Origin of the sequence: Klebsiella sp. C360, assembly GCF_048822415.1 — a bacterium.
Lineage (GTDB): Bacteria > Pseudomonadota > Gammaproteobacteria > Enterobacterales > Enterobacteriaceae > Klebsiella > Klebsiella quasipneumoniae.
Genome location: NZ_JBMEZZ010000023.1, coordinates 1 through 21,621 on the forward strand (window position 1 = coordinate 1; position 21,621 = coordinate 21,621).

Sequence of the window (21,621 nt, forward strand, 5' to 3'; positions counted from 1 at the left end):
TTCTACGGCACGTTTGAAGGCGCGCTGAAAGGTCTGGTCATACATGTGATGGCGACGCACGACACCGCTCCGTGGATCGGTCGAATGCGTGTGCTGCGCAAAAACCCAGAACCACGGCCAGGAATGCCCGGCGCGCGGATACTTCCGCTCAAGGGCGTCGGGAAGCGCAACGCCGCTGCGGCCCTCGGCCTGGTCCTTCAGCCACCATGCCCGTGCACGCGACAGCTGCTCGCGCAGGCTGGGTGCCAAGCTCTCGGGTAACATCAAGGCCCGATCCTTGGAGCCCTTGCCCTCCCGCACGATGATCGTGCCGTGATCGAAATCCAGATCCTTGACCCGCAGTTGCAAACCCTCACTGATCCGCATGCCCGTTCCATACAGAAGCTGGGCGAACAAACGATGCTCGCCTTCCAGAAAACCGAGGATGCGAACCACTTCATCCGGGGTCAGCACCACCGGCAAGCGCCGCGACGGCCGAGGTCTTCCGATCTCCTGAAGCCAGGGCAGATCCGTGCACAGCACCTTGCCGTAGAAGAACAGCAAGGCCGCCAATGCCTGACGATGCGTGGAGACCGAAACCTTGCGCTCGTTCGCCAGCCAGGACAGAAATGCCTCGACTTCGCTGCTGCCCAAGGTTGCCGGGTGACGCACACCGTGGAAACGGATGAAGGCACGAACCCAGTGGACATAAGCCTGTTCGGTTGGTAAGCTGTAATGCAAGTAGCGTATGCGCTCACGCAACTGGTCCAGAACCTTGACCGAACGCAGCGGTGGTAACGGCGCAGTGGCGGTTTTCATGGCTTGTTATGACTGTTTTTTTGTACAGTCTATGCCTCGGGCATCCAAGCAGCAAGCGCGTTACGCCGTGGGTCGATGTTTGATGTTATGGAGCAGCAACGATGTTACGCAGCAGGGCAGTCGCCCTAAAACAAAGTTAGAAAAGGGAAAGTATGAGCAAGTTATCTGTATTCTTTATATTTTTGTTTTGTAGCATTGCTACCGCAGCAGAGCCTTTGCCAGATTTAAAAATTGAAAAACTTGATGAAGGCGTTTATGTTCATACTTCGTTTGAAGAAGTTAACGGGTGGGGCGTTGTTCCTAAACATGGTTTGGTTGTTCTTGTAGATGCTGAAGCTTATCTAATTGACACTCCATTTACGGCTAAAGATACTGAAAAGTTAGTCACTTGGTTTGTGGAACGTGGCTATAAAATAAAAGGCAGTATTTCCTCTCATTTTCATAGTGACAGCACGGGCGGAATAGAGTGGCTTAATTCTCAATCCATCCCCACGTATGCGTCTGAATTAACTAATGAGCTGCTTAAAAAAGACGGTAAGGTTCAAGCTAAAAATTCATTTGGCGGGGTTAACTATTGGCTAGTTAAAAATAAAATTGAAGTTTTTTATCCAGGCCCAGGACACACTCCAGATAACCTAGTAGTTTGGCTGCCTGAAAGGAAAATATTATTCGGTGGTTGTTTTATTAAACCGTACGGTCTAGGTAATTTGGGTGACGCAAATTTAGAAGCTTGGCCAAAGTCCGCTAAATTATTAATATCCAAATATGGTAAGGCAAAACTGGTTGTTCCAAGTCACAGTGAAGCTGGAGACGCATCACTCTTGAAACTTACATTAGAGCAGGCGGTTAAAGGGTTAAACGAAAGTAAAAAACCATCAAAACTAAGCAACTAAATTTCTAATCGGGTAGCCGGAGGTATCTAGCCTCCAGCCCCCACACCACCCTGCATGCGGCTCCGCACAGGGCGGTTCATTTAGAACTCCTAACCTGTTATTTGGCTAGGATAATGAACTGCAATCCATCCATCTCTTAGTGAATACAATCCAGCTTTCTCTAGGTACTCGTTACTCAGCGCTTGCTGTATGCCTGGCGTTTTCGAACTACGCCAAGGGCCTTTACTTGTGAGTCCACAAGCAACGGCAGCTTGGATCCTGACACCTCGTTTAAGTAGGTTCTGCACCTTAGTCCGTGGTTTTCGCCACTGACGCCAGTAGCACATACGCACTCGGCGACGGATCCAGTGGTCTAAATCGACGCAACCTTGATAAGCGTTGGCTATGCCAAAGTAATTGATCCAACCTTGCATATATTGCCGCAGTTTAAACAGTTGATAGCTCATGCTGACTCCCCAATTGCGGTTCGTCAGTCGTCGTATCTTTTGTTTGAAAACGTGCAACGTGTTGGCATGCCATTGGATCTTTCCTCGGTTAAAGGTGAAGCCAAGGAACTTGCTTTGACCTACCTTAACTACTTGGCTTTTATGCTCGTTAACGATCAGTTTTAGCTTCGTACCAAGATAATGAGTAATACTCTTGAGAACACGTTCTCCCGCCCGTTGAGACTTCACCAAGATGATAAAGTCATCAGCGTAGCGGGCGAAGTGATGTCCTCGGCTTTCCAATTCTTTATCCAAACTATCCAGCATGATGTTTGATAATAAGGGTGAGAGTGGGCCGCCCTGAGGTACACCTTCGAAGCTTGCTTCAAATTGGTCGTTGACCATGACGCCCGCTCGCAGGTATTTGCCAATAAGCGCTAGCAGACGCTTATCCTGCACCTTACTCCTTAACTGAGTCATCAACAGATCGTGGTTGACGCGGTCAAAGAACTTGGACAGATCAACATCAACGGCAAATTTGCGCTTCTGTTTGATGATATTCCTGACTTGTAGTACCGCCTGCTGGGCGTTTCTGTTCGGCCTAAAGCCGAAGCTATTGACTGAAAAGTAGGGGTCAAACAACGGCGTGAGTATCTGAGCGATTGCTTGTTGTATCACACGATCAATCACGGTGGGGATCCCCAATTTGCGTTTACCGCCATCGGGTTTATCGATCTCCACGCGCCTGACCGCTGAGGGTTGATATTCTCCTCGCTCAAGCTGAGATTTACACTGTTGCCAGCCGCCTTGTTGCATCCAGCGCGGGAAGGCTTCGATGGTCATGCCATCGATACCCGACGCGCCTTTATTGGCTTTCACTTGTCGCCAAGCTCGGTGTAGATTCTCAGGTTCGAGTAGTTGCGGAAATAGATTGCTGCTGAAGGCTGGTTGCGGGCTAATACGCTGTTGATAGTAATCGTCTGACGACGTAGTGAGTACCGACAAGTTTGGCAAGACTCCTCCTTCTTCTAAATGTTCAGGCCTTCACCATATCCCATCCATTACGATAGGCGTTGGGCTACTATGCCGTCTGCTGACTTCTGCTTAATCACATGCCGAGTTGCCCCGTCATGCGCTATCGGTTTTCATCTAATTCGCTCTTTCCAGTTGATGAAATTGAAAAGCCAAGACACTTGTAGACCAGAGCCTTACTGGTTAATGACCGATCGCATGCTAAGCAGATCTCCCCAGATAAGGACATGAACTTTCTTTGCACTGCTGCATCATTTACGGTGGCCGTTAGATCACGTGGTTTCGTCGTCTTGTGCCAACTCACCTTCAGCCTACGCCTCATATGATGTTCTTGTTCATCAGCTCGCAAATTTGCTAGCGGCTTCCTTCAGACCGCCCCTCACGGGTAAGCCCTTGCCATTCGCTAGTAGTTAACGTTTAATAACAGCATGTTATCGAACGGTGACCTTCCTACAGAGGACTTTCACCTCATTAGTTCATGCCCATGCTGGGCGTACACAAAGCTATGCAATCGACGGCAAAAAGCTTCGTTCGCTTCGCGCACTACGCCTTTTCCGCGATTGATAGCGACGTTATGTGAATATTGAAATGAGCATTCCAAAGAAAGGAAGTAGAAAAATTATCGTGGGCGAAAATGAGTTTTTGTGGCTCATTAGGTCAAAACTCACATATTCGCAGGACTGTTTAGGTACAGAAATGACTGCGGTCGTTGAACCGGATGCCGGTCCTCACTGATGAAGAAGTGAACACCGTACGGGAATCGTGCCGGCAGCTTGGAGCTATCGGCCGGAACCTCAACCAGGTGGCCAGGGCCTTGAACATCGAGTTCAGGGAAAGTGACAAGCTCAAGCAAGAGGCCATCGAAAAACTGGCCGAACGGATCGACCAGCATTTGGACCATGTGTCTGAGCTGTTCGATAAGACCTGGAGCCGGTGGCACGATTGTCATTTTCAGAAGACGACTGCACCAGTTGATTGGGCGTAATGGCTGTTGTGCAGCCAGCTCCTGACAGTTCAATATCAGAAGTGATCTGCACCAATCTCGACTATGCTCAATACTCGTGTGGGCTCTGTTGCAAAAATCGTGAAGCTTGAGCATGCTTGGCGGAGATTGGACGGACGGAACGATGACGGATTTCAAGTGGCGCCATTTCCAGGGTGATGTGATCCTGTGGGCGGTGCGCTGGTATTGTCGCTATCCGATCAGCTATCGCGACCTTGAGGAAATGCTGGCGGAACGCGGCATTTCGGTCGACCATACGACGATCTATCGCTGGGTCCAGTGCTACGCCCCGGAGATGGAGAAGCGGCTGCGCTGGTTCTGGCGGCGTGGCTTTGATCCGAGCTGGCGCCTGGATGAAACCTACGTCAAGGTGCGGGGCAAGTGGACCTACCTGTACCGGGCAGTCGACAAGCGGGGCGACACGATCGATTTCTACCTGTCGCCGACCCGCAGCGCCAAGGCAGCGAAGCGGTTCCTGGGCAAGGCCCTGCGAGGCCTGAAGCACTGGGAAAAGCCTGCCACGCTCAATACCGACAAAGCGCCGAGCTATGGTGCAGCGATCACCGAATTGAAGCGCGAAGGAAAGCTGGACCGGGAGACGGCCCACCGGCAGGTGAAGTATCTCAATAACGTGATCGAGGCCGATCACGGAAAGCTCAAGATACTGATCAAGCCGGTGCGCGGTTTCAAATCGATCCCCACGGCCTATGCCACGATCAAGGGATTCGAAGTCATGCGAGCCCTGCGCAAAGGACAGGCTCGCCCCTGGTGCCTGCAGCCCGGCATCAGGGGCGAGGTGCGCCTTGTGGAGAGAGCTTTTGGCATTGGGCCCTCGGCGCTGACGGAGGCCATGGGCATGCTCAACCACCATTTCGCAGCAGCCGCCTGATCGGCGCAGAGCGACAGCCTACCTCTGACTGCCGCCAATCTTTGCAACAGAGCCTCCGTCGCCATGCTCACCTCGCTTTGGTGCACACGAGTATTGAGCATAGTCGAGATTGGTGCAGATCACTTCTGATATTGAACTGTCAGGAGCTGGCTGCACAACAGCCATTACGCCCAATCAACTGGTGCAGTCGTCTTCTGAAAATGACACTGTTTGTATATAATCATGAAAAAATGGTGAGTAGAGTTTCAGGGTAACAGGGGATGCTTATGTCGGTTTTCCACAACTGGCTACTTGAGATCGCATGTGAGAATTACTTCGTCTACATCAAACGCCTTTCCGCCAACGATACCGGCGCAACAGGTGGTCACCAGGTAGGGCTTTATATCCCTTCAGGTATCGTTGAAAAACTCTTTCCGTCTATCAACCATACCCGTGAACTGAACCCTTCGGTTTTTCTCACCGCACATGTGTCATCGCATGATTGCCCTGACAGCGAAGCCAGGGCAATTTATTATAACAGCCGTCATTTTGGTAAAACCCGGAATGAAAAAAGGATTACCCGCTGGGGTAGAGGCAGCCCACTTCAGGATCCTGAAAATACAGGGGCTCTGACGCTCCTGGCTTTCAAGCTTGATGAGCAAGGGGGGGACTGTAAGGAAGTAAATATTTGGGTATGCGCCAGCACTGATGAAGAGGACGTCATTGAGACCGCTATTGGTGAAGTTATACCCGGAGCGCTTATATCCGGCCCCGCAGGACAGATTCTAGGCGGACTATCTCTACAGCAAGCGCCAGTAAATCATAAATATATTCTACCTGAAGACTGGCACCTGCGCTTTCCGTCGGGAAGTGAAATTATTCAGTATGCAGCCAGCCATTATGTGAAAAATTCCCTTGATCCGGATGAGCAACTTCTTGACCGCCGGCGCGTGGAGTACGACATATTTCTATTGGTTGAGGAACTGCATGTTCTGGATATCATCCGGAAAGGATTTGGCTCTGTGGATGAATTTATTGCGCTGGCCAATTCTGTCAGCAATCGCCGTAAATCCAGAGCCGGGAAGTCGCTGGAACTGCACCTGGAGCATCTATTCATTGAGCACGGCCTGCGACACTTTGCGACGCAGGCCATCACAGAAGGTAATAAAAAACCCGATTTCCTTTTCCCTTCCGCAGGGGCTTACCACGATACTGAGTTTCCCGTAGAAAATCTGCGCATGCTGGCAGTCAAGACTACCTGTAAGGATCGCTGGCGTCAGATACTGAATGAGGCCGATAAAATTCATCAGGTGCATCTGTTTACACTCCAGGAGGGAGTTTCTCTGGCTCAATATCGGGAGATGCGGGAGTCGGGTGTCAGATTGGTCGTGCCATCATCTCTGCACAAAAAATACCCGGAGGCGGTGAGAGCTGAGCTAATGACGCTAGGTGCGTTTATTGCTGAGCTGACAGGGCTTTACGCAGATATTCCATAGATTATCTCCCGGCATAAATACCGGGAGGAGCGATCAGATTCGTTCAACCTTGCACGAATCGGCATTAACCGCTTTCAGGATATAAGGTTCAAGCAGTTTGGCTACGGCTTCAAACACGGGCACCACTACGGAGTTACCGAACTGCCTGTACGACTGAGTGTCTGACACAGGAATGCGAAAAGGCCTGCCATCTACTTTTTCAAAACCCATAAGGCGCGCGCACTCTCGCGGAGTCAGCCTGCGGGGCCGATGCGCCTGATTTTCTTCGTTCGCGAAGTCTGTTTCACCTGTGGCCATATCCCAGCCACGGTCTATCAGAATTTCAGACCCGTCTTTGTGATAGCGAGCAGAAAGCGTACGGGCAATGCTTTCTTTATTTTCAGGATTAACGAGGCCAAAACCGAATCCGTTACCCTTAGCTGCGTGCTTTTTGGCGTAGTTATAGAGATACTCCCAGAGTTTCGGCGTCAGTATATATTTGCTGTCAACCACGGGTTCCAGCAGTTCGCCAAATGACGGACGCTGTTCCGGATAAAAACGACTAATATCGCGCAGGGTAAAGCCCTGGTGAATGTTCAGATCACGGCGGAAACCGACCAAAACGATACGTTCTCGGTGCTGAGGTAAAAAGTGCTTTCCGTCGATAACTTTAGGATCGTTTTTGCCCATCTCAGCTGCATCCGCAACTTCATAGCCCAGTTCGTCGAGGGTATCCATGATGACTTTAAAGGTTTTACCCTTGTCATGGCTCTTCAGGTTTTTAACGTTTTCAAGAACAAAGATGGCAGGTTTTTTTGCGCGGATAATACGCGCCACATCGAAGAAAAGCGTTCCCTGAGCCTCACATTCGAAACCATGCGCGCGCCCGAGCGAGTTTTTCTTGCTTACGCCCGCAAGGCTAAACGGTTGACAGGGGAAACCTGCTAGAAGTACATCATGATCCGGCACATGCTCATTAATGTAAGCATAGGCATCGTTTTCAGGTACTTCAGGTTTATCACTGAGCGTGACTTCACGAATATCGAGATTGAAAGTGTGTTCCTGAGCATCGTTAAACCAGTTAGCTTTATATGTGCGCACAGCCTCTTTATTCCATTCACTGGTAAAAACGCACTGGCCACCGATGGTTTCGAAGCCCTTCCGTATACCTCCAATCCCAGCAAACAGGTCAATAAACCGGAAGGCATAGTCAGGGTGATGTGCAGGCGCTTCCGGAAGCATTTTTCGTAGAAGTTCCTCTTCGGCTAACGTCAGCGTCTTAGGTGAGCACTTACCATTAATCCAGCGATTAAGAGTCTCGCGACTCCACTCATTTTTACCAACTTTTCTAAGCAGTTCAGCCACGTACTTCTGGTCATAGATTTCCAGCACCTGCCCGAGCAGCTTTTTATCATTTTCCTGTCGCAGTTGTTCTTCCGCTTCTGCTTTCTCAAGCAGATCCTGCGCCAGTAATTCAAATTCAGACATATTGCCTCCATTGGGTCTTATGGGTGAAACTGTATCACTCATTTGACCCAGATTGAATGTTTTTATCTGGATATTTAAACAGGTTTATTGTTAGGTAACGCACGTTGGCCACGCTGGAGCGTCTTCTGGGCCTGCTGTCGGCCTTTGAGGTCGTGGTATGGATGACGGATGGCTGGCCGCTGTATGAACCCCGCCTGAAGGGAAAGCTGCACGTTATCAGCAAGCGTTACACTCAGCGCATTGAGCGACATAACCTGAATCTGAGACAACATCTGGCAAGGCTGGGACGGAAGTCACTGTCGTTCTCAAAATCGGTGGAGCTGCATGACAAGGTCATCGGGCATTATCTGAACATAAAACACTATCAGTAAGTTGGAGTCATTACCGGTTCTCTTTGTCTTTTAGTGATTCTATAAACCTCATTACGTCTGAATATAAAAATCTATTATTTGATTTATGTGGCTCATGAGGTTGTGGGATGGTCTTGTTTTTGAATGTGCCAGTTTTCTTAATGGCAAAGATTAACTCACCTTCTGTTATTCCTAACATTTCAGCAAATGTTTTTGCTTCTATAGTTACTGACTTCATTTAATTAACTCTCATGGTATCGATTTTCTTTACCGGCATCTTTAACAATGGTGCTCGTTTCTAGTGTTGCTGCGGTACGCTTCATCATCGTCTGCGGGGCGGTTGCGATAGTGAAGGAGCTGCCGGGCGTGAGCAAATCTATCAGGCGCTGGCCGCTGATAATCTCCATCCGTTCACTGGCAATACTGACAGATTTTGAACCTGCGCCGGTTTTCCCGGTATGGCAAAACAGACCGCGACAGTTATGACGTTTAAGCAACTTCTCGAACTCCTGTACGTGCTGTAAAGCAATATGGCCGCGATAGCGTTTAGCCTGAATAAGATAGCGATATTTTCCTATTATTACCTGGCCGTCAATGCCTCCATCGCCGGTATAGCGTTTGTTTCTGATGGTTCTGAAGCCATGCGCTTCAAATCCTTCCAGCAACAGTTCTTCAAACACAAAAGGATCAATTTTCCTCAGGTAGTTAATTTTTTGTGGGAAGCCCGGCAACGTCTTTATGCGCTCCAGCACCCGCCGCGCACTTTGCTGCTTCCTTTTGTGTCGCCTGTGCCGTACTGAACGCCGGAAGAATACAACGGCAAGCAGTGCGATGGCGCTGCAAGCCCATAGAATAAGGTTTTCTGTAGTGGGGAAGGGGATCATGGTCATAGTGGGCTTTCTGAGGGTAAAGAAAAGGGCGGTTAAACCGCCCTGGTGTTTAGCGACGGCTGTATACCTGCCACGAAGCGCTGCCTGACTGATTCTGGCAAATCCGCCCGTAAAGTACGGTGCCGGTCGAGTAGCGGGCGCCATTCAGATAGCAATAGCCGCTGGATTGCAGCAGTTCGTTGCGCAGCTTTTCTTCCTGCTTTGATAGCCGGGACTCCGCAGACTGCAAACGAACGGATAATTCGTTAATCTGGCGTTGCTGGTTATTCAGCTGGCTCTGCATCGCATTACCTTTATCCTGGCTGACGCAACCAGTTAAGAGAGCTGTACAGGCTAATGCACTTAATATTATTTTTTTCACGTTGGCTCCTTAAATTGAGATTATTCCTAGTTCGCCTATAAGCGAACTTTCCCGTATTTACTTATGATCTGGCTTATCATCGACTGGTTACTTCCACCTTCGCCATTATCCGGGCATTCATTAAGAAAAGCCTTCCTGGCATCCTTCGTGTGGTTGGGTAAAAAGCCGTGCTTGTTCTTTTTAACGATATTGAAGAAAGCAGCTTCAGCACTGTTACACTCGCTTCCGCCGCTATCGCCGGTGAGCTTGCCCGCCATGCACATAATAACTTTGCAGGGATCTTCAGCATGGCTGGCAGGAATATAAAGCAGACTACCAGCTGCTATCAGAGGTATTAAGAGTTTCTTCATTGTTTTGTCCTTAACAGTTTGTTCAGATATACACTCGCCAGAATGTTGATAACGGTAAGCAATATTAATAATAACGCTGCGTTATAAATAGATTTGTAACCTATATCGCCTGCAATATATTCGACAACAAAAACGAAAATCGTTAAAATTGTGTAAAACTTGATTAACTTTCCTGTAATTTTCTTAACAATATAAGCAACTGAATAAGAGCCGGATTTGATGATGCTGGCGAGTAACCTGATCGCATGGACACGAAATTTTCTAAAAATGGGCGGAATGGAAGATGCCTTTTTCTTCCTTCTGCTTTTTTGCCTTTCCGCAAAATCAATAAGTTCGCCCATTTTTATACCCTCCGGTTATATCTTCAGATCATCAAGTGATAAACCACTATCAAGCAGCTCTTTGAGCCATGTGGGTCGGCGGCCAGTCCCGGACCAGGTATTTTCTGCGTTCCTGGGGTCGCGGTATTTTGCTGGTCTATGTTCTCTGGGGTTGGCTACGCCCTGCATCTTCATGGCTTCCAGGCTAATGCCAGCGTCCAATTTTGCAGTTAGCCAGGCCGGGCGCTTCCCTATACCAGTCCACGTATTAAAAGGGTTATCCGGGTCACGATACACGGGTTCGCCTTTTGGTCGTTTTTCTGATTTCAGGGGAACCAGCATCACCTTCCTTCCTTCAGCGGTTTTCTTTTCGTTTCTTCTTGACACGATCTCATTAGCCCTTATCATAAACAAAAGTCGTCGAAATTACAATTACGCGGTGAAACATAAATGAGTAAACATCCAAAACTCCTGGTTCTCGCTCTGGCCTGCCTTGCTTGTGCTGGCCGTGCCAGTGCTGCGCCTGCCTCCGATGAAGTTGCCAGGCTTGCGCAGAGATGTGCGCCTGATGTTTCACCCTTAACGATGGCGTACATCGTCGGCCATGAGTCCTCAAATGGGCCGTACAGGATCAATATTAACGGTAGTATTCAGTTAAAACAGCAACCGCGTACTGAAGCTGAGGCCGTCAGCGTTGCGAAAGTTCTGCTGAAGGATAATAAAAGTTTTGATATGGGCCTTGCACAAATTAACTCAAATAATTTAGTGGGCCTGGGTCTTTCGGTTGACGATATTTTCAAACCCTGCATCAACCTGCGGGCGAGCCAGACCATCCTTAAAGCCTGTTATGATAGCGCCCTGAAATCCTACCCAGCCGGGCAGGTTGCGCTGAGACACGCGCTTTCCTGCTACAACACCGGCTCACTCACAAACGGGATTTCTAACGGGTATGTCACGAAAGTTATCAACGTGGCGCGTCAATCAACTGATTTGAAAATCCCTACGCTGCTACCTGACGGCCAGACCAGTGAGGACAGCACCGCGACTGAGCCTCAGCAGGCAAAAAGTACGGCGCCGCAGTATGACGGTGAACAAGATGTTTTTGGTTCGGGTGATGGCGATGCCTTCAGCCGAAATAATACGGATGCCTTTTTAACCAGACAGGAAACAGCGAAGGGGGAATGAGGTTATGGATGGAACGTTTGTACCTTGTATTGCAATCACAGATCCTGGAGCTATTTGAAGCAGGAAAAGTGAAGGAGGTAACGATAGAACGGGTTTCATTAAAGAAGTGGTATCCCGTTTTTCAGATAGACGATGAACAGCTGGGCCAGATCGCATGTTCCATTAGGGTTAACAAAGAGCATGAGCTACGAACCTGGGCTGATTTAAGGCTACTGGCAGAGTTTTTGAAAGATAAGTGTGGCGTTGAAGAATGCCGGTTAAATCTGCAATCAACAGAAGATAGTGAGTAAGGAGAAAGTATGACCACGTTGTTTAAGAAGTATGGCCCTGCGGTAGTTATGGGCGTTTTGTCCATTGCCCTGCCGCAAATTGCGCTGGCCGCTGGCACCGATACTGGTGAATCAACCGCTACATCAATCCAGACGTGGTTGAGCACATGGATTCCAATTGGTTGTGCTATTGCGATCATGGTTAGTTGCTTTATGTGGATGCTTCACGTAATCCCAGCCAGCTTTATTCCTCGTATCGTAATCTCGCTGATTGGTATTGGTTCTGCATCATTTCTGGTTTCCCTGACGGGCGTAGGAAGCTGAACAACGCGAAAAGGGGGGACTTTTGTCCCCCAAAGTGAGGACTACAAAGATGTTCGTTGACGGGAAAAGACCGCTTTTCAAAGGTGCGACTCGCTTACCTCGCGCGCTGGGTGTACCACGTAATGTAGCTATGATGATATTCATGATTTCTGCCTCGCTTTTTATGATTATTCATATGTGGGCGATTCTGGTGTTCGTCTTTTTGTGGATTCCTTCAGCTGCATTAACAAAATATGACGACCGCATGTTTCGAATTATGGGCCTGTGGTTGAAAACCAAATTCAGTAATTGGTTTGATTCTCCGTTTAAGCAGTGGGGAGGATCGTCTTATTCCTCTGTTGACTACAAACGTAAGGGTTTAAAATAATGAGAGCTGCCACCGCTACGAAGCCAAAAAAAATTGATGCCTACCGTAAGGAGCCATCAGTAAATAAAAAGTATTTGCCCTATTCTTATCACCTCAATGATTACGTGATTTCGATGGAAAACGGCGATCTGATGGCTTTTTTCAAGCTGGATGGCCGCACACATGACTGCGCATCAGATCGGGAACTGGTCACCTGGCATAAAGACCTTAATACGCTGGTCAAGAGCTTCGGAACAGACCATGTAGAGCTGTGGACGCATGAATATCACCATGAGGCTAAAGAGTACCCGGATGGTGAGTATGACCATTTTTTCCCTGCTTATGTTGATCAATATAACCGTAAGCTGCACGGTGATTCCAAGCAGCTGATTAATGACCTTTATCTGACCGTTATTTACAAACAGGTAGGGGATAAAACACAGAAGTTTCTGGCGAAATTTGAAAAGCCGACTCGTGACGAAATTCAGCAAATGCAGAATGAGGCGCTTGAAGGTCTGGAAGATATTTCTGAACAAATCCTGGAAGCAATGAAGCCGTATGGCATTCAGCAGTTGGGTATCTATTATCGTGACAAACGCGGTGTTGAAATTCCTGCGCCTGATAAAAAAGAACGTGAAGAACTTGCTGAAGTCGATGAATCAGACATTTTTGACGAAGCCATTGTTATCGAACGCAACGAGCCTGAACCTTCGCAGGCTCACGCTTATTCAAAAGCGCTGGAGTTCCTTTATTTCCTCGCAAATATGGAATGGGCCATCGTGCCTGTTTGCCGTGATCGTATCCGTGAGTACATCATGGACAACCGCCCTGTTAGCTCCCTGTGGGGGGATGTTGTCCAGATCAGAACGGTAGATCACAACTTCTATACCACCGGCATTGAATTTCGTGAATACGAAGAAGATACAGAGCCAGGCCAGCTTAACATGCTTAAAGAAGCCGATTTTGAATACCTTCTGACGCAGAGTTTTTCTTGCCTCTCTGAATCTTCAGCTAAAACGTTTCTGACGCATCAGGAAAAATCTTTGCAGGAAACGCGCGACCGTGCGCAAAGCCAGCTGGCACAGCTTGGTACTGCGCTCGATATGCTGACGTCCAGAGAGTTCGTGATGGGCTACCATCATGGAACCGTGCATGTCTGGGATAATGACCAAAACGCGGTACAGCGCAAAGCGCGTCGTGTGAAGGTTATGCTAACCGGCTGTGGCGTGGTTGGCGGGACTATCAGCCTGGCCTCTGAGGCTGCATATTATGCGAGACTGCCTGGCAACCAGAAATGGGCGCCGCGCCCGGTTCCGATAAACTCATGGAACTTCCTGCACTTCAGCCCGTTCCACAATTTTATGCGTGGCAAGCCTGACAATAACCCGTGGGGGCCAGCGCTGACCATGTTCCGCACGATCAGCGGTACGCCACTCTATTTTAATTTCCATGTGACCCCGCTTGAAGAACTTTCCTACGGTAAACGCCCGCTGGGCCATGCGTTAATAACGGGTATGTCGGGGGAAGGTAAAACCACGCTGCTTAACTTCCTGCTGGCGCAGTCAATGAAGTACAACCCGCGGCTTTTTGTTTATGACCGTGACCGCGGTATGGAGCCGTTCATTCGAAGCGTTGGTGGCTACTATAAAGTTCTGCAACAGGGTATGCCGTCCGGGTTTGCCCCGCTTCAGATTGAACCGACCAAACGCAATATTGCCCTCATTAAAAACCTGTTCCGCATTTGTGTGGAAACCACCAATAACGGGCCTATCAGCGCAACGATGGCTACCGAACTGGCTGAAGGCGTTGATGCGGTTATGGGGGAAGGCTCACTTATTCCACGCGAGGCGCGCACCGTTACTATCCTGGACGGGTACGTGAATGAAGTTGTGGAAAATGGCGTATCACTGAAAGGGCTGCTGCGCGAATGGACGCGCGAAGGCCAGTATGGCTGGCTGTTTGACAATGATAAAGACAGCCTGGATCTCAGCGCGAATGATATTTTTGGCTTCGATTTATCCGAGTTTATCGCAGCCAAAGAGGAAGTATCCAGCCCGGCCCGTACTCCGCTCATGATGTACCTTCTGTACCGGGTACGTGACTCCATCGACGGCAAACGCCGCGTCATTCAGTGCTTTGACGAGTTCCACGCCTACCTTGACGATCCGGTTATCGAGCGTGAAGTTAAGCGTGGTATCAAAACTGACCGTAAGAAAGACGCTATCTATGTGTTTGCCACGCAGGAGCCGAACGATGCGCTGTCCAGCCGTATTGGCCGCACGATCATGTCGCAGACCGTCACAAAAATCTGCCTGCGCGATCCGGAAGCTATCCGAGAGGATTATGCCTTCCTTACTGATGCTGAATACGACGCGCTGATGTCGATTACCGAACACTCCAGACAGTTCCTGGTTAAACAAGGGCAACAGTCTGCGATTGCTTCTTTCAATCTCTACCCTCGCAACAGCGACGATATTGATGCAGATATTAAGACAATGGACAACGTTCTTAGCGTGTTGTCCGGTGAACCACAAAACGCCGAAATTGCGCATGAGCTGGTTGAACGGCTCGGTAATGACCCTGAAGTATGGCTCAAAGAATACTGGCGCCTGACGGCTTAACAACGAGGCAAAACACCATGAAAAAAACACTGACGGCAGTATTGCTGACCACCGGCCTGATTCTGGGAGGCGCGCAAAGCGCTTCCGCAGGCATCATCGTGACCAACCCTACTGAGCTGGCTAAACAGGTCGAGCAGCTTCAGCAAATGGCGCAGCAGCTGGAGCAGCTTAAAAGCCAGCTGCAAACGCAGAAAAATATGTATGAGTCGATGGCAAAGACAACCAACCTGGGCGATCTGCTGGGGACGTCTACCAGCACGCTGGCAAATAATTTGCCGGACAACTGGAAGGAGATCTACAGCGACGCCATGAACTCCAGTTCTTCCGTCACGCCTTCAGTTAACAGCATGATGGGCCAGTTTAATGCGGAAGTTGACGACATGACGCCCAGCGAAGCAATTACCTACATGAACAAAAAGCTGGCTGAAAAAGGCGCTTATGACCGCGTTATGGCAGAAAAAGCCTACAACAACCAGATGCAGGAACTAACCGATATGCAGGAGCTGACGGAGCAGATTAAAACGACTCCAGACCTGAAATCGATTGCTGACTTACAGGCCCGTATCCAGACGTCACAGGGTGCTATTCAGGGTGAGCAGGCGAAGCTGAATCTGATGAACATGTTGCAGCAGTCACAGGACAAGCTATTACGTGCGCAGAAAGAACGTGCCACCCACAATTTTGTTTTTGGAACCGGCGGGGACGTTACCGCGTCACCTTCAATTAACTGAGGTAATTATGAAAAAACTACTGCTTGTTATCCCTTTCCTCCTGGTGGCCTGCGATGCCTCGCATGACGTGGAGTGGTACAAAAAACATGAGAAAGAGCGCAAGGCAACAATTCAGGAATGCAAGAAAGACGCGGATGAACTTCAGAAACCTGATTGCAAAAACGCGCGCGAAGCCGATCGTCAGCTGTTTGTGTTCGGCAAAAAAGACGGCGAAATCAATTCACCGAAAATTTAGGAGTAAGGAGGCAATATGGCATTCACCCTAGTCGCAGACATTTTCGCAAAAGTAGACGGGGCGATTACGTCAATGGTGAGCGCCAATGTTGCCACCATTATCTCTGATGTAACGCCTCTGATTGCCACCTGTCTGACAATCAAGCTGATGGTTCAGGGGATGTACTCAGCGTTTAATCCGGGGGCGGGCGACAGCCTGAGTTCGCTGATTAAAGAGTATCTTTCCATAGCCCTTATCCTGAGCTTTGCAACGGCGGGCGGCTGGTATCAACAGGAACTGGTCAACGTGGCGCTTCACCTGCCGGATGATTTTGCCGGGATACTGTCTGCCCCTAATAAAGTCGGTGCAAGTGGCGTACCGGCGATTATTGATAGCGGTATTGAAAAAGGTATCAAGATCGTCAACACCGCATGGGAAGCCGCAGACGTGTTTTCATCGAGCGGCCTGGCCGCGTATGCCATTGGCGGCATTATGATGATTGCTACCGTTGTGCTGGGCGGCCTCGGTGCGGGCTTTGTGATCATGGCTAAGATCCTTCTGGCCGTTACGCTTTGTTTTGGCCCGATTGCAATCTTCTGCCTGCTGTGGGGAGCGACAAAAAACATCTTTGCTCGCTGGCTGGCGTCGGTCATTAACTATGGCCTTGTCGTCGTCATTCTTGCGCTCGTGTTTGGTTTCATCATGCAGATGTTCGACAACCTCCTGTCCTCGATGAACTCTGATGCCGCTTACTCATCAATCACTGGTTCTATCTCCGCCTTATTACTGACGGTCATTTCCGTTTTCGTTCTGTTCCAGATTCCGCAAATTGCCGCCAGCTGGGGTAGCGGTATCAGCGCCGGAGTTGCTGACGCCGCACGCTCTACGGGTTCTTCCATGCAGGCGCTTGGCAATATGGGCAGCCACGGCATGTTTGGCGGTAATGCGTTCAGAGGCGGTAACAGTGGCGGCGGCCAGCAATCGGCAGGTGGAGGAAGTGGCAGCAACAGCGGAGGAAGCAGTGGTTCTAATTTAAGTGGTAAGGCAAGGGGCAGTCGCGGGAAGAAGGCTGCATAAAATTAAAACAAAAGTCGTTGAAATTGCAATTTCGGCGACTTATTATAATTAGTACGTTCAACAACCGATAATGGATGCCGTAATGCGCAGCTTATTGCTTATGGGAGTTCTTCTGATTAGCGCCTGTTCCAGCGGGCATAAACCGCCACCGGAGCCGGACTGGAGCAACACCGTTCCAGTAAACAAAACAATCCCGGTTGATACGCAAGGTGGTGCAAATGAAAGCTAATAAAAAAACAGGGCTTACACGTGAAGCCATTAAAGAGTTCAACGAAAGCCGTAAAGGGCTTGAAGTTGATCTGATGGATGAAGTGCTGAAGTCCCGGCGTACCGCCTGGATGGTTGCCACCGGTTCAGCGGTGGTAACTGTTTTTGCACTCTCTTTAGTTGGTTACGTGGTGCATAAGTACAGCCAGCCAATCCCCGCACATCTGCTAACGCTCAACGAGGCCACTCACGAAGTACAGCAGGTCAAGCTGACCCGCGACCAGACCTCTTATGGTGACGAAATTGATAAGTTCTGGCTGACACAATATGTCATTCACCGTGAGAGCTATGACTTCTATTCAGTTCAGGTCGACTATACGGCCGTTGGCTTAATGTCCACGCCGAACGTGGCAGAGTCTTACCAGAGCAAGTTCAAGGGCCGCAACGGTCTTGATAAGGTTCTGGGCGACAGTGAAACGACCCGCGTGAAGATTAACTCTGTGATCCTCGATAAACCGCACGGCGTAGCAACGATACGCTTTACTACGGTTCGCCGCGTGCGCAGCAATCCCGTTGATGATCAGCCGCAGCGCTGGATTGCCATTATGGGGTATGAATATAAATCGCTGGCGATGAATGCTGAGCAGCGTTATGTCAACCCGCTGGGTTTCCGCGTGACGAGTTATCGCGTCAACCCTGAAGTTAACTGAGGGCTGCCCCATGAAAAAACTACTTCTTTCAGCAGTCGTTTTGTCAGTCCTGGGAGGCGCGGCCACTAACGTTATGGCGCTTGAGGTTGGCCGCAATTCTCCTTATGACTATCGCATTAAAAGCGTTGTTTATAACCCTGTTAATGTGGTCAAAATTGACGCTATCGCCGGTGTGGCTACCCACATTGTTGTCGCGCCTGACGAAACCTATATCACTCATGCTTTTGGCGATTCTGAAAGCTGGACGTTTGCGCACAAAATGAACCATTTTTTTGTGAAGCCGAAACAGGCCATGAGTGATACCAACCTGGTGATCGTCACCGATAAGCGCACCTATAACATCGTCCTCCATTTCATCGGTGAAGAAACGAAGAAAAATGCAGACGGTACGGTATCAAAATCCTTTATTGAAACGCCGTGGGCTGTGCGCCAGGCCGTTCTTCAGCTGACCTATGAATATCCGTTTGAGCAGCAGGAAAAAGCCAAAAGCGCGGCTGATAAAAAACGCATTACGCAGAAGCTGAAGCAGACGGCTTTTGCGGGGGCGAAGAACTATCAGTACGTAATGAGCGAACAGCCTGAAATGCGCAGCATCCAGCCGGTTCACGTCTGGGATAACTACCGCTTTACCCGGTTTGAGTTTCCGGCCAATGCGGAGTTACCGCAGGTCTACATGATCTCGGCCAGTGGCAAAGAAACGCTGCCTAACTCTCATGTTGTGGGTGAGAACCGCAACATCATCGAGGTGGAAACCGTCGCTAAAGAGTGGCGTATTCGTCTGGGCGATAAAGTCGTTGGCGTTCGTAATAATAATTTCGCACCGGGCGCCGGTGCGGTAGCAACCGGTACGGCTTCCCCGGATGTGCGCAGGGTTCAAATTGGGGAGGATAACTGATGGCCCGTAAAAGTGTCGATGTAGATCAGGAACTCGATGAAAACACCGGAGACGGTGAATTTGAAAGCGAGCGTGGCGGATTTAAAGGCAGTAACCGCCGTTCGGCTCCTGGTATGAAAGCCTTTGTCATACTGATGGCGCTGCTTGCTTTGGTATTCATCGGGATTACGGTCATGGGTAAAATTCGCACCCCGGCTAAAGCTGAAGCTGATAAAGACGGTGGTAAAGCGCAACAGGCCAATACACTGCCAAACTACAGCTTTAACAGCGATCCTGATGTTAATAAACCTGCAACTGCGCAGAATAGCGCCACTGATGCCCGTGCTGTGCAGGCTGCCGCACAGGCAGATGCAGATGCGGGCAGCAGCAATACCGCCGCGCGTACCTCTAATAAGCGTAAAGAACCTTCGCCTGAAGAACTGGCTATGCAGCGTCGTCTGGGCGGCGAGCTGGCCCAGACTAATCAGGCGGCTACAAGCAATAGTCCCGGAGTGCAGCCCCAGGACAACGAAACAAGCGAAGGTAGTTCAGCACTCGCTAAAAACCTGACTCCTGCAAGGCTGAAGGCTAGCCGCGCTGGAGTCATGGCTAATCCCAGCCTGACTGTTCCGAAAGGCAAAATGATCCCCTGTGGTACCGGCACCGAGCTGGATACCACTGTTCCGGGTCAGGTTTCCTGCCGGGTTTCACAGGACGTTTACTCAGCTGATGGACTCGTTAGGCTGATTGATAAAGGCTCATGGGTTGACGGGCAGATTACCGGTGGTATCAAAGACGGCCAGGCGCGCGTGTTTGTTCTCTGGGAGCGTATCCGCAATGACCAGGACGGGACAATCGTTAATATTGACAGTGCCGGAACGAACTCACTCGGCAGCGCGGGGATTCCGGGCCAGGTGGATACCCATATGTGGGAGCGTCTGCGTGGTGCGATCATGATTTCGTTGTTCTCTGACACCTTAACGGCGCTGGTTAACCAGACGCAGAGTAATAACATTCAGTACAACAGCACAGAAAACAGCGGTGAGCAGCTGGCGTCTGAAGCACTTCGCTCTTACATGTCTATCCCCCCTACCCTCTACGATCAGCAGGGTGATGCGGTGAGCATTTTTGTTGCCCGCGACCTCGATTTCAGCGGCGTTTATACGCTCGCAGACAACTAAAAAAGTGGGCGCTTAGCGCCCGCTTTTCTTCAGGAGTAATCATGACTGATGCAGCTTTCTATCAACTTGGCCCACTGCGCGAGTATTTAGAAGATCCTACTGTTTTTGAAATTCGCATTAACTGCTTTCAGGAAGTTATCTGTGATACGTTCAGCGGCCGCAGGGTTGTGCAGAACGCGGCAATTACGGCAGATTTTATTAGGAACCTTGCTAAATCGTTGGTGAGCAGCAACAAGCTGACCATGCAGGCCATTAATGACGTGATCCTGCCTGGCGGGATCAGGGGCGTTATCTGTCTGCCCCCTGCGGTGATTGACGGTACAACGGCCGTAGCGTTTCGTAAGGATTTGGCGGCCGATAAAAATCTGGAGCAGCTGACCAGCGAGGGGATTTTCAGTGACTGCCGGAAGATTACCGGCAGCAAGCAAAGCCTAACGGATGATGATTTTTTCCTTAAAGAGCTGCACAGCAGCGAAAAATGGCCCGCATTCCTGCAAACCGCCGTTGAGAAGAAACGCACTATCGTGATCTGCGGTGAAACCGGGTCGGGGAAAACGGTACTCACGCGCGCGCTGTTAAAATCGCTACATAAAGACGAGCGTGTAATTATTTTAGAGGACGTTCACGAAGTCACGGTCGATCACGTTGTAGAAGCCGTTTATATGATGTACGGCGATGCAGGAAAGATCGGCCGCGTCAGCGCCACTGATGCCCTGCGAGCCTGTATGCGTCTGACACCGGGCCGTATCATCATGACTGAGCTTAGGGATGATGCTGCGTGGGATTATCTTAAAGCACTTAATACCGGCCATCCAGGCGGTGTTATGTCAACGCACGCTAACTCTGCGCGCGATGCCTTTAACCGTATTGGGCTGCTTATCAAGGCGACCCCTATCGGCCGTATGCTCGATATGAGCGATATTATGCGAATGCTCTACTCCACCATTGACGTTGTGGTGCATATGGAAAAGCGGAAAATCAAAGAAATTTATTTTGACCCTGAATATAAAATGCAGTGTGTGAACGGGAGCCTGTAATGAAAAACTTAGCAACCTGGCTTCTGGCCGCAGCATTTACGACAGCCGCCCTGCCCGCCTTTGCGGTGGAACCATCCGTTCAGGTTGGCTACTCGCCTGAAGGAAGCGCCCGCGTTCTCGTCCTGAGCGCCATTGACTCCGCAAAAACCTCGATACGGATGATGGCTTATTCTTTTACCGCCCCGGATATTATGAAGGCACTGGTAGCAGCCAAAAAACGGGGAGTTGATGTGAAAATCGTAATTGATGAAAGGGGCAATACGGGGCGCGCCAGCATTGCGGCCATGAACTACATAGCGAACAGCGGCATCCCTTTGCGTACTGACAGTGATTTCCCTATCCAGCATGACAAGGTGATCATCGTGGATAATGTGACCGTTGAAACTGGCAGCTTTAATTTCACCAAAGCGGCCGAAACGAAAAACTCGGAGAATGCGGTGGTGATCTGGAACATGCCTAAGCTCGCTGAATCATTCCTCGAACACTGGCAAGACCGCTGGAATCGGGGGAGAGACTACCGTTCCAGCTACTGAATACTGACCGCCGAAAGGCGGTTTTTTTTGTTCAAAGAAACTGATCTCAGTATCGCGCA

26 protein-coding genes and 4 pseudogenes are annotated in these 21,621 nt (G+C 49.8%); 20 read left to right on the plus strand and 10 right to left on the minus strand.

Annotation, left to right across the window (positions count from 1 at the left end):
* Positions 1–798: class 1 integron integrase IntI1 (gene intI1 / locus ACOI7D_RS26750; protein WP_016809449.1), on the minus strand; the 798-nt coding region annotated here is incomplete at its 3' end.
* A 152-nt stretch (positions 799–950) separates the two neighbouring features.
* On the opposite strand from intI1, the gene ACOI7D_RS26755 reads away from it, so the two are divergent.
* Entirely contained in the window at positions 951–1,691 is a 741-nt protein-coding gene (locus ACOI7D_RS26755) for a subclass B1 metallo-beta-lactamase IMP-4 (RefSeq protein ID WP_015060105.1), read from the plus strand.
* A gap of 89 nt (positions 1,692–1,780) precedes the next feature.
* Here ACOI7D_RS26755 and ltrA read toward each other — a convergent pair whose 3' ends face one another.
* On the minus strand, positions 1,781–3,130 hold the full coding sequence (ltrA, locus tag ACOI7D_RS26760; RefSeq protein ID WP_044067521.1) for a group II intron reverse transcriptase/maturase: 1,350 nt from the start codon (positions 3,128–3,130) through the stop codon (positions 1,781–1,783).
* Positions 3,131–3,866: 736 nt separating this feature from the next.
* Here ltrA and mobC point away from each other — a divergent pair.
* From mobC to ACOI7D_RS26775, 3 genes and pseudogenes are all read left to right on the plus strand, one after another.
* Positions 3,867–4,025, plus strand: a pseudogene (gene mobC / locus ACOI7D_RS26765) (plasmid mobilization relaxosome protein MobC); the annotation flags it as partial.
* Positions 4,026–4,083: 58 nt separating this feature from the next.
* Positions 4,084–4,158 (plus strand): annotated as a pseudogene (locus ACOI7D_RS26770) (EAL domain-containing protein); the annotation flags it as partial.
* Positions 4,159–4,275: 117 nt separating this feature from the next.
* Complete coding sequence (locus ACOI7D_RS26775; RefSeq protein ID WP_001389365.1) at positions 4,276–5,040, plus strand: IS6-like element IS6100 family transposase; 765 nt, start codon at positions 4,276–4,278, stop codon at positions 5,038–5,040.
* 139 nt (positions 5,041–5,179) lie between these two features.
* On the opposite strand, the pseudogene ACOI7D_RS26780 reads toward ACOI7D_RS26775, so the two are convergent.
* Positions 5,180–5,245 (minus strand): annotated as a pseudogene (locus ACOI7D_RS26780) (EAL domain-containing protein); the annotation flags it as partial.
* A gap of 61 nt (positions 5,246–5,306) precedes the next feature.
* On the opposite strand from ACOI7D_RS26780, the gene ACOI7D_RS26785 reads away from it, so the two are divergent.
* The gene (locus ACOI7D_RS26785) at positions 5,307–6,515 is read left to right on the plus strand and encodes a type II site-specific deoxyribonuclease (protein ID WP_001749969.1); all 1,209 of its coding nucleotides are present in this window, start codon (positions 5,307–5,309) and stop codon (positions 6,513–6,515) included.
* Positions 6,516–6,548: 33 nt separating this feature from the next.
* On the opposite strand, the gene ACOI7D_RS26790 is transcribed toward ACOI7D_RS26785, so the two are convergent.
* Positions 6,549–7,982: a DNA cytosine methyltransferase gene (locus ACOI7D_RS26790; RefSeq protein WP_001288432.1), complete on the minus strand. Its 1,434-nt coding sequence runs from the start codon at positions 7,980–7,982 to the stop codon at positions 6,549–6,551.
* A gap of 98 nt (positions 7,983–8,080) precedes the next feature.
* On the opposite strand from ACOI7D_RS26790, the pseudogene ACOI7D_RS26795 reads away from it, so the two are divergent.
* Positions 8,081–8,353, plus strand: a pseudogene (locus ACOI7D_RS26795) (IS1 family transposase); the annotation flags it as partial.
* A gap of 10 nt (positions 8,354–8,363) precedes the next feature.
* On the opposite strand, the gene ACOI7D_RS26800 reads toward ACOI7D_RS26795, so the two are convergent.
* From ACOI7D_RS26800 to ACOI7D_RS26825, 6 genes are all read right to left on the minus strand, one after another.
* On the minus strand, positions 8,364–8,570 hold the full coding sequence (locus ACOI7D_RS26800; RefSeq protein ID WP_001749967.1) for a hypothetical protein: 207 nt from the start codon (positions 8,568–8,570) through the stop codon (positions 8,364–8,366).
* Positions 8,571–8,574: 4 nt separating this feature from the next.
* A complete protein-coding gene (locus ACOI7D_RS26805) occupies positions 8,575–9,222 on the minus strand; it encodes a restriction endonuclease (protein WP_015344958.1) in 648 nt (215 codons plus the stop codon).
* A 49-nt stretch (positions 9,223–9,271) separates the two neighbouring features.
* Positions 9,272–9,505, minus strand: coding sequence for a hypothetical protein (locus tag ACOI7D_RS26810; protein WP_001191790.1), 234 nt, complete (start codon positions 9,503–9,505; stop codon positions 9,272–9,274).
* Between the two features lie 113 nt (positions 9,506–9,618).
* The gene (locus ACOI7D_RS26815; RefSeq protein WP_001749965.1) at positions 9,619–9,933 is read right to left on the minus strand and encodes a TrbM/KikA/MpfK family conjugal transfer protein; all 315 of its coding nucleotides are present in this window, start codon (positions 9,931–9,933) and stop codon (positions 9,619–9,621) included.
* Positions 9,930–10,274 carry a hypothetical protein gene (locus ACOI7D_RS26820; protein ID WP_001749964.1) on the minus strand — a complete coding sequence of 115 codons (345 nt, stop codon included), beginning with the start codon at positions 10,272–10,274 and terminating at the stop codon, positions 9,930–9,932. Before ACOI7D_RS26820 ends, ACOI7D_RS26815 begins: the two co-directional genes overlap by 4 nt.
* 15 nt (positions 10,275–10,289) lie before the next feature.
* Entirely contained in the window at positions 10,290–10,595 is a 306-nt protein-coding gene (locus ACOI7D_RS26825) for an H-NS family nucleoid-associated regulatory protein (protein WP_000960954.1), read from the minus strand.
* Positions 10,596–10,703: 108 nt separating this feature from the next.
* Between ACOI7D_RS26825 and ACOI7D_RS26830 the strand changes: the two genes are divergently transcribed.
* The 14 genes from ACOI7D_RS26830 to ACOI7D_RS26895 all read left to right on the plus strand — a co-directional run bounded on the left by ACOI7D_RS26830 (position 10,704) and on the right by ACOI7D_RS26895 (position 21,562).
* Positions 10,704–11,438 (plus strand): lytic transglycosylase domain-containing protein, encoded by a 735-nt coding sequence (locus ACOI7D_RS26830; protein ID WP_001749963.1) that lies wholly within the window; start codon positions 10,704–10,706, stop codon positions 11,436–11,438.
* An 8-nt stretch (positions 11,439–11,446) separates the two neighbouring features.
* Complete coding sequence (gene korA / locus ACOI7D_RS26835) at positions 11,447–11,728, plus strand: transcriptional repressor KorA (protein WP_000440698.1); 282 nt, start codon at positions 11,447–11,449, stop codon at positions 11,726–11,728.
* 9 nt (positions 11,729–11,737) lie between these two features.
* On the plus strand, positions 11,738–12,031 hold the full coding sequence (locus ACOI7D_RS26840; protein ID WP_001749962.1) for a hypothetical protein: 294 nt from the start codon (positions 11,738–11,740) through the stop codon (positions 12,029–12,031).
* Between the two features lie 49 nt (positions 12,032–12,080).
* Complete coding sequence (locus tag ACOI7D_RS26845; RefSeq protein ID WP_000496058.1) at positions 12,081–12,398, plus strand: VirB3 family type IV secretion system protein; 318 nt, start codon at positions 12,081–12,083, stop codon at positions 12,396–12,398.
* The gene (locus tag ACOI7D_RS26850) at positions 12,398–14,998 is read left to right on the plus strand and encodes a VirB4 family type IV secretion/conjugal transfer ATPase (RefSeq protein WP_001749961.1); all 2,601 of its coding nucleotides are present in this window, start codon (positions 12,398–12,400) and stop codon (positions 14,996–14,998) included. The genes ACOI7D_RS26845 and ACOI7D_RS26850 overlap by 1 nt, the downstream gene beginning before the upstream one ends.
* A gap of 17 nt (positions 14,999–15,015) precedes the next feature.
* Positions 15,016–15,729: a type IV secretion system protein gene (locus tag ACOI7D_RS26855; RefSeq protein WP_001749960.1), complete on the plus strand. Its 714-nt coding sequence runs from the start codon at positions 15,016–15,018 to the stop codon at positions 15,727–15,729.
* Between the two features lie 7 nt (positions 15,730–15,736).
* On the plus strand, positions 15,737–15,964 hold the full coding sequence (gene eexN, locus ACOI7D_RS26860) for an IncN-type entry exclusion lipoprotein EexN (protein WP_001749959.1): 228 nt from the start codon (positions 15,737–15,739) through the stop codon (positions 15,962–15,964).
* A gap of 15 nt (positions 15,965–15,979) precedes the next feature.
* On the plus strand, positions 15,980–17,020 hold the full coding sequence (locus ACOI7D_RS26865; protein WP_001749958.1) for a type IV secretion system protein: 1,041 nt from the start codon (positions 15,980–15,982) through the stop codon (positions 17,018–17,020).
* A gap of 100 nt (positions 17,021–17,120) precedes the next feature.
* A complete protein-coding gene (locus ACOI7D_RS26870) occupies positions 17,121–17,249 on the plus strand; it encodes a conjugal transfer protein TraN (protein WP_071882546.1) in 129 nt (42 codons plus the stop codon).
* On the plus strand, positions 17,239–17,937 hold the full coding sequence (locus ACOI7D_RS26875) for a virB8 family protein (protein WP_000646594.1): 699 nt from the start codon (positions 17,239–17,241) through the stop codon (positions 17,935–17,937). The genes ACOI7D_RS26870 and ACOI7D_RS26875 overlap by 11 nt, the downstream gene beginning before the upstream one ends.
* A gap of 10 nt (positions 17,938–17,947) precedes the next feature.
* Positions 17,948–18,832, plus strand: coding sequence for a TrbG/VirB9 family P-type conjugative transfer protein (locus tag ACOI7D_RS26880; RefSeq protein WP_000735066.1), 885 nt, complete (start codon positions 17,948–17,950; stop codon positions 18,830–18,832).
* Positions 18,832–19,992: a type IV secretion system protein VirB10 gene (gene virB10 / locus ACOI7D_RS26885; protein WP_000101710.1), complete on the plus strand. Its 1,161-nt coding sequence runs from the start codon at positions 18,832–18,834 to the stop codon at positions 19,990–19,992. Before ACOI7D_RS26880 ends, virB10 begins: the two co-directional genes overlap by 1 nt.
* A 41-nt stretch (positions 19,993–20,033) precedes the next feature.
* Complete coding sequence (locus tag ACOI7D_RS26890; protein ID WP_000128596.1) at positions 20,034–21,029, plus strand: ATPase, T2SS/T4P/T4SS family; 996 nt, start codon at positions 20,034–20,036, stop codon at positions 21,027–21,029.
* Positions 21,029–21,562, plus strand: coding sequence for a phospholipase D family protein (locus ACOI7D_RS26895; protein ID WP_000792636.1), 534 nt, complete (start codon positions 21,029–21,031; stop codon positions 21,560–21,562). Before ACOI7D_RS26890 ends, ACOI7D_RS26895 begins: the two co-directional genes overlap by 1 nt.
* Positions 21,563–21,621 lie beyond the last annotated feature (59 nt).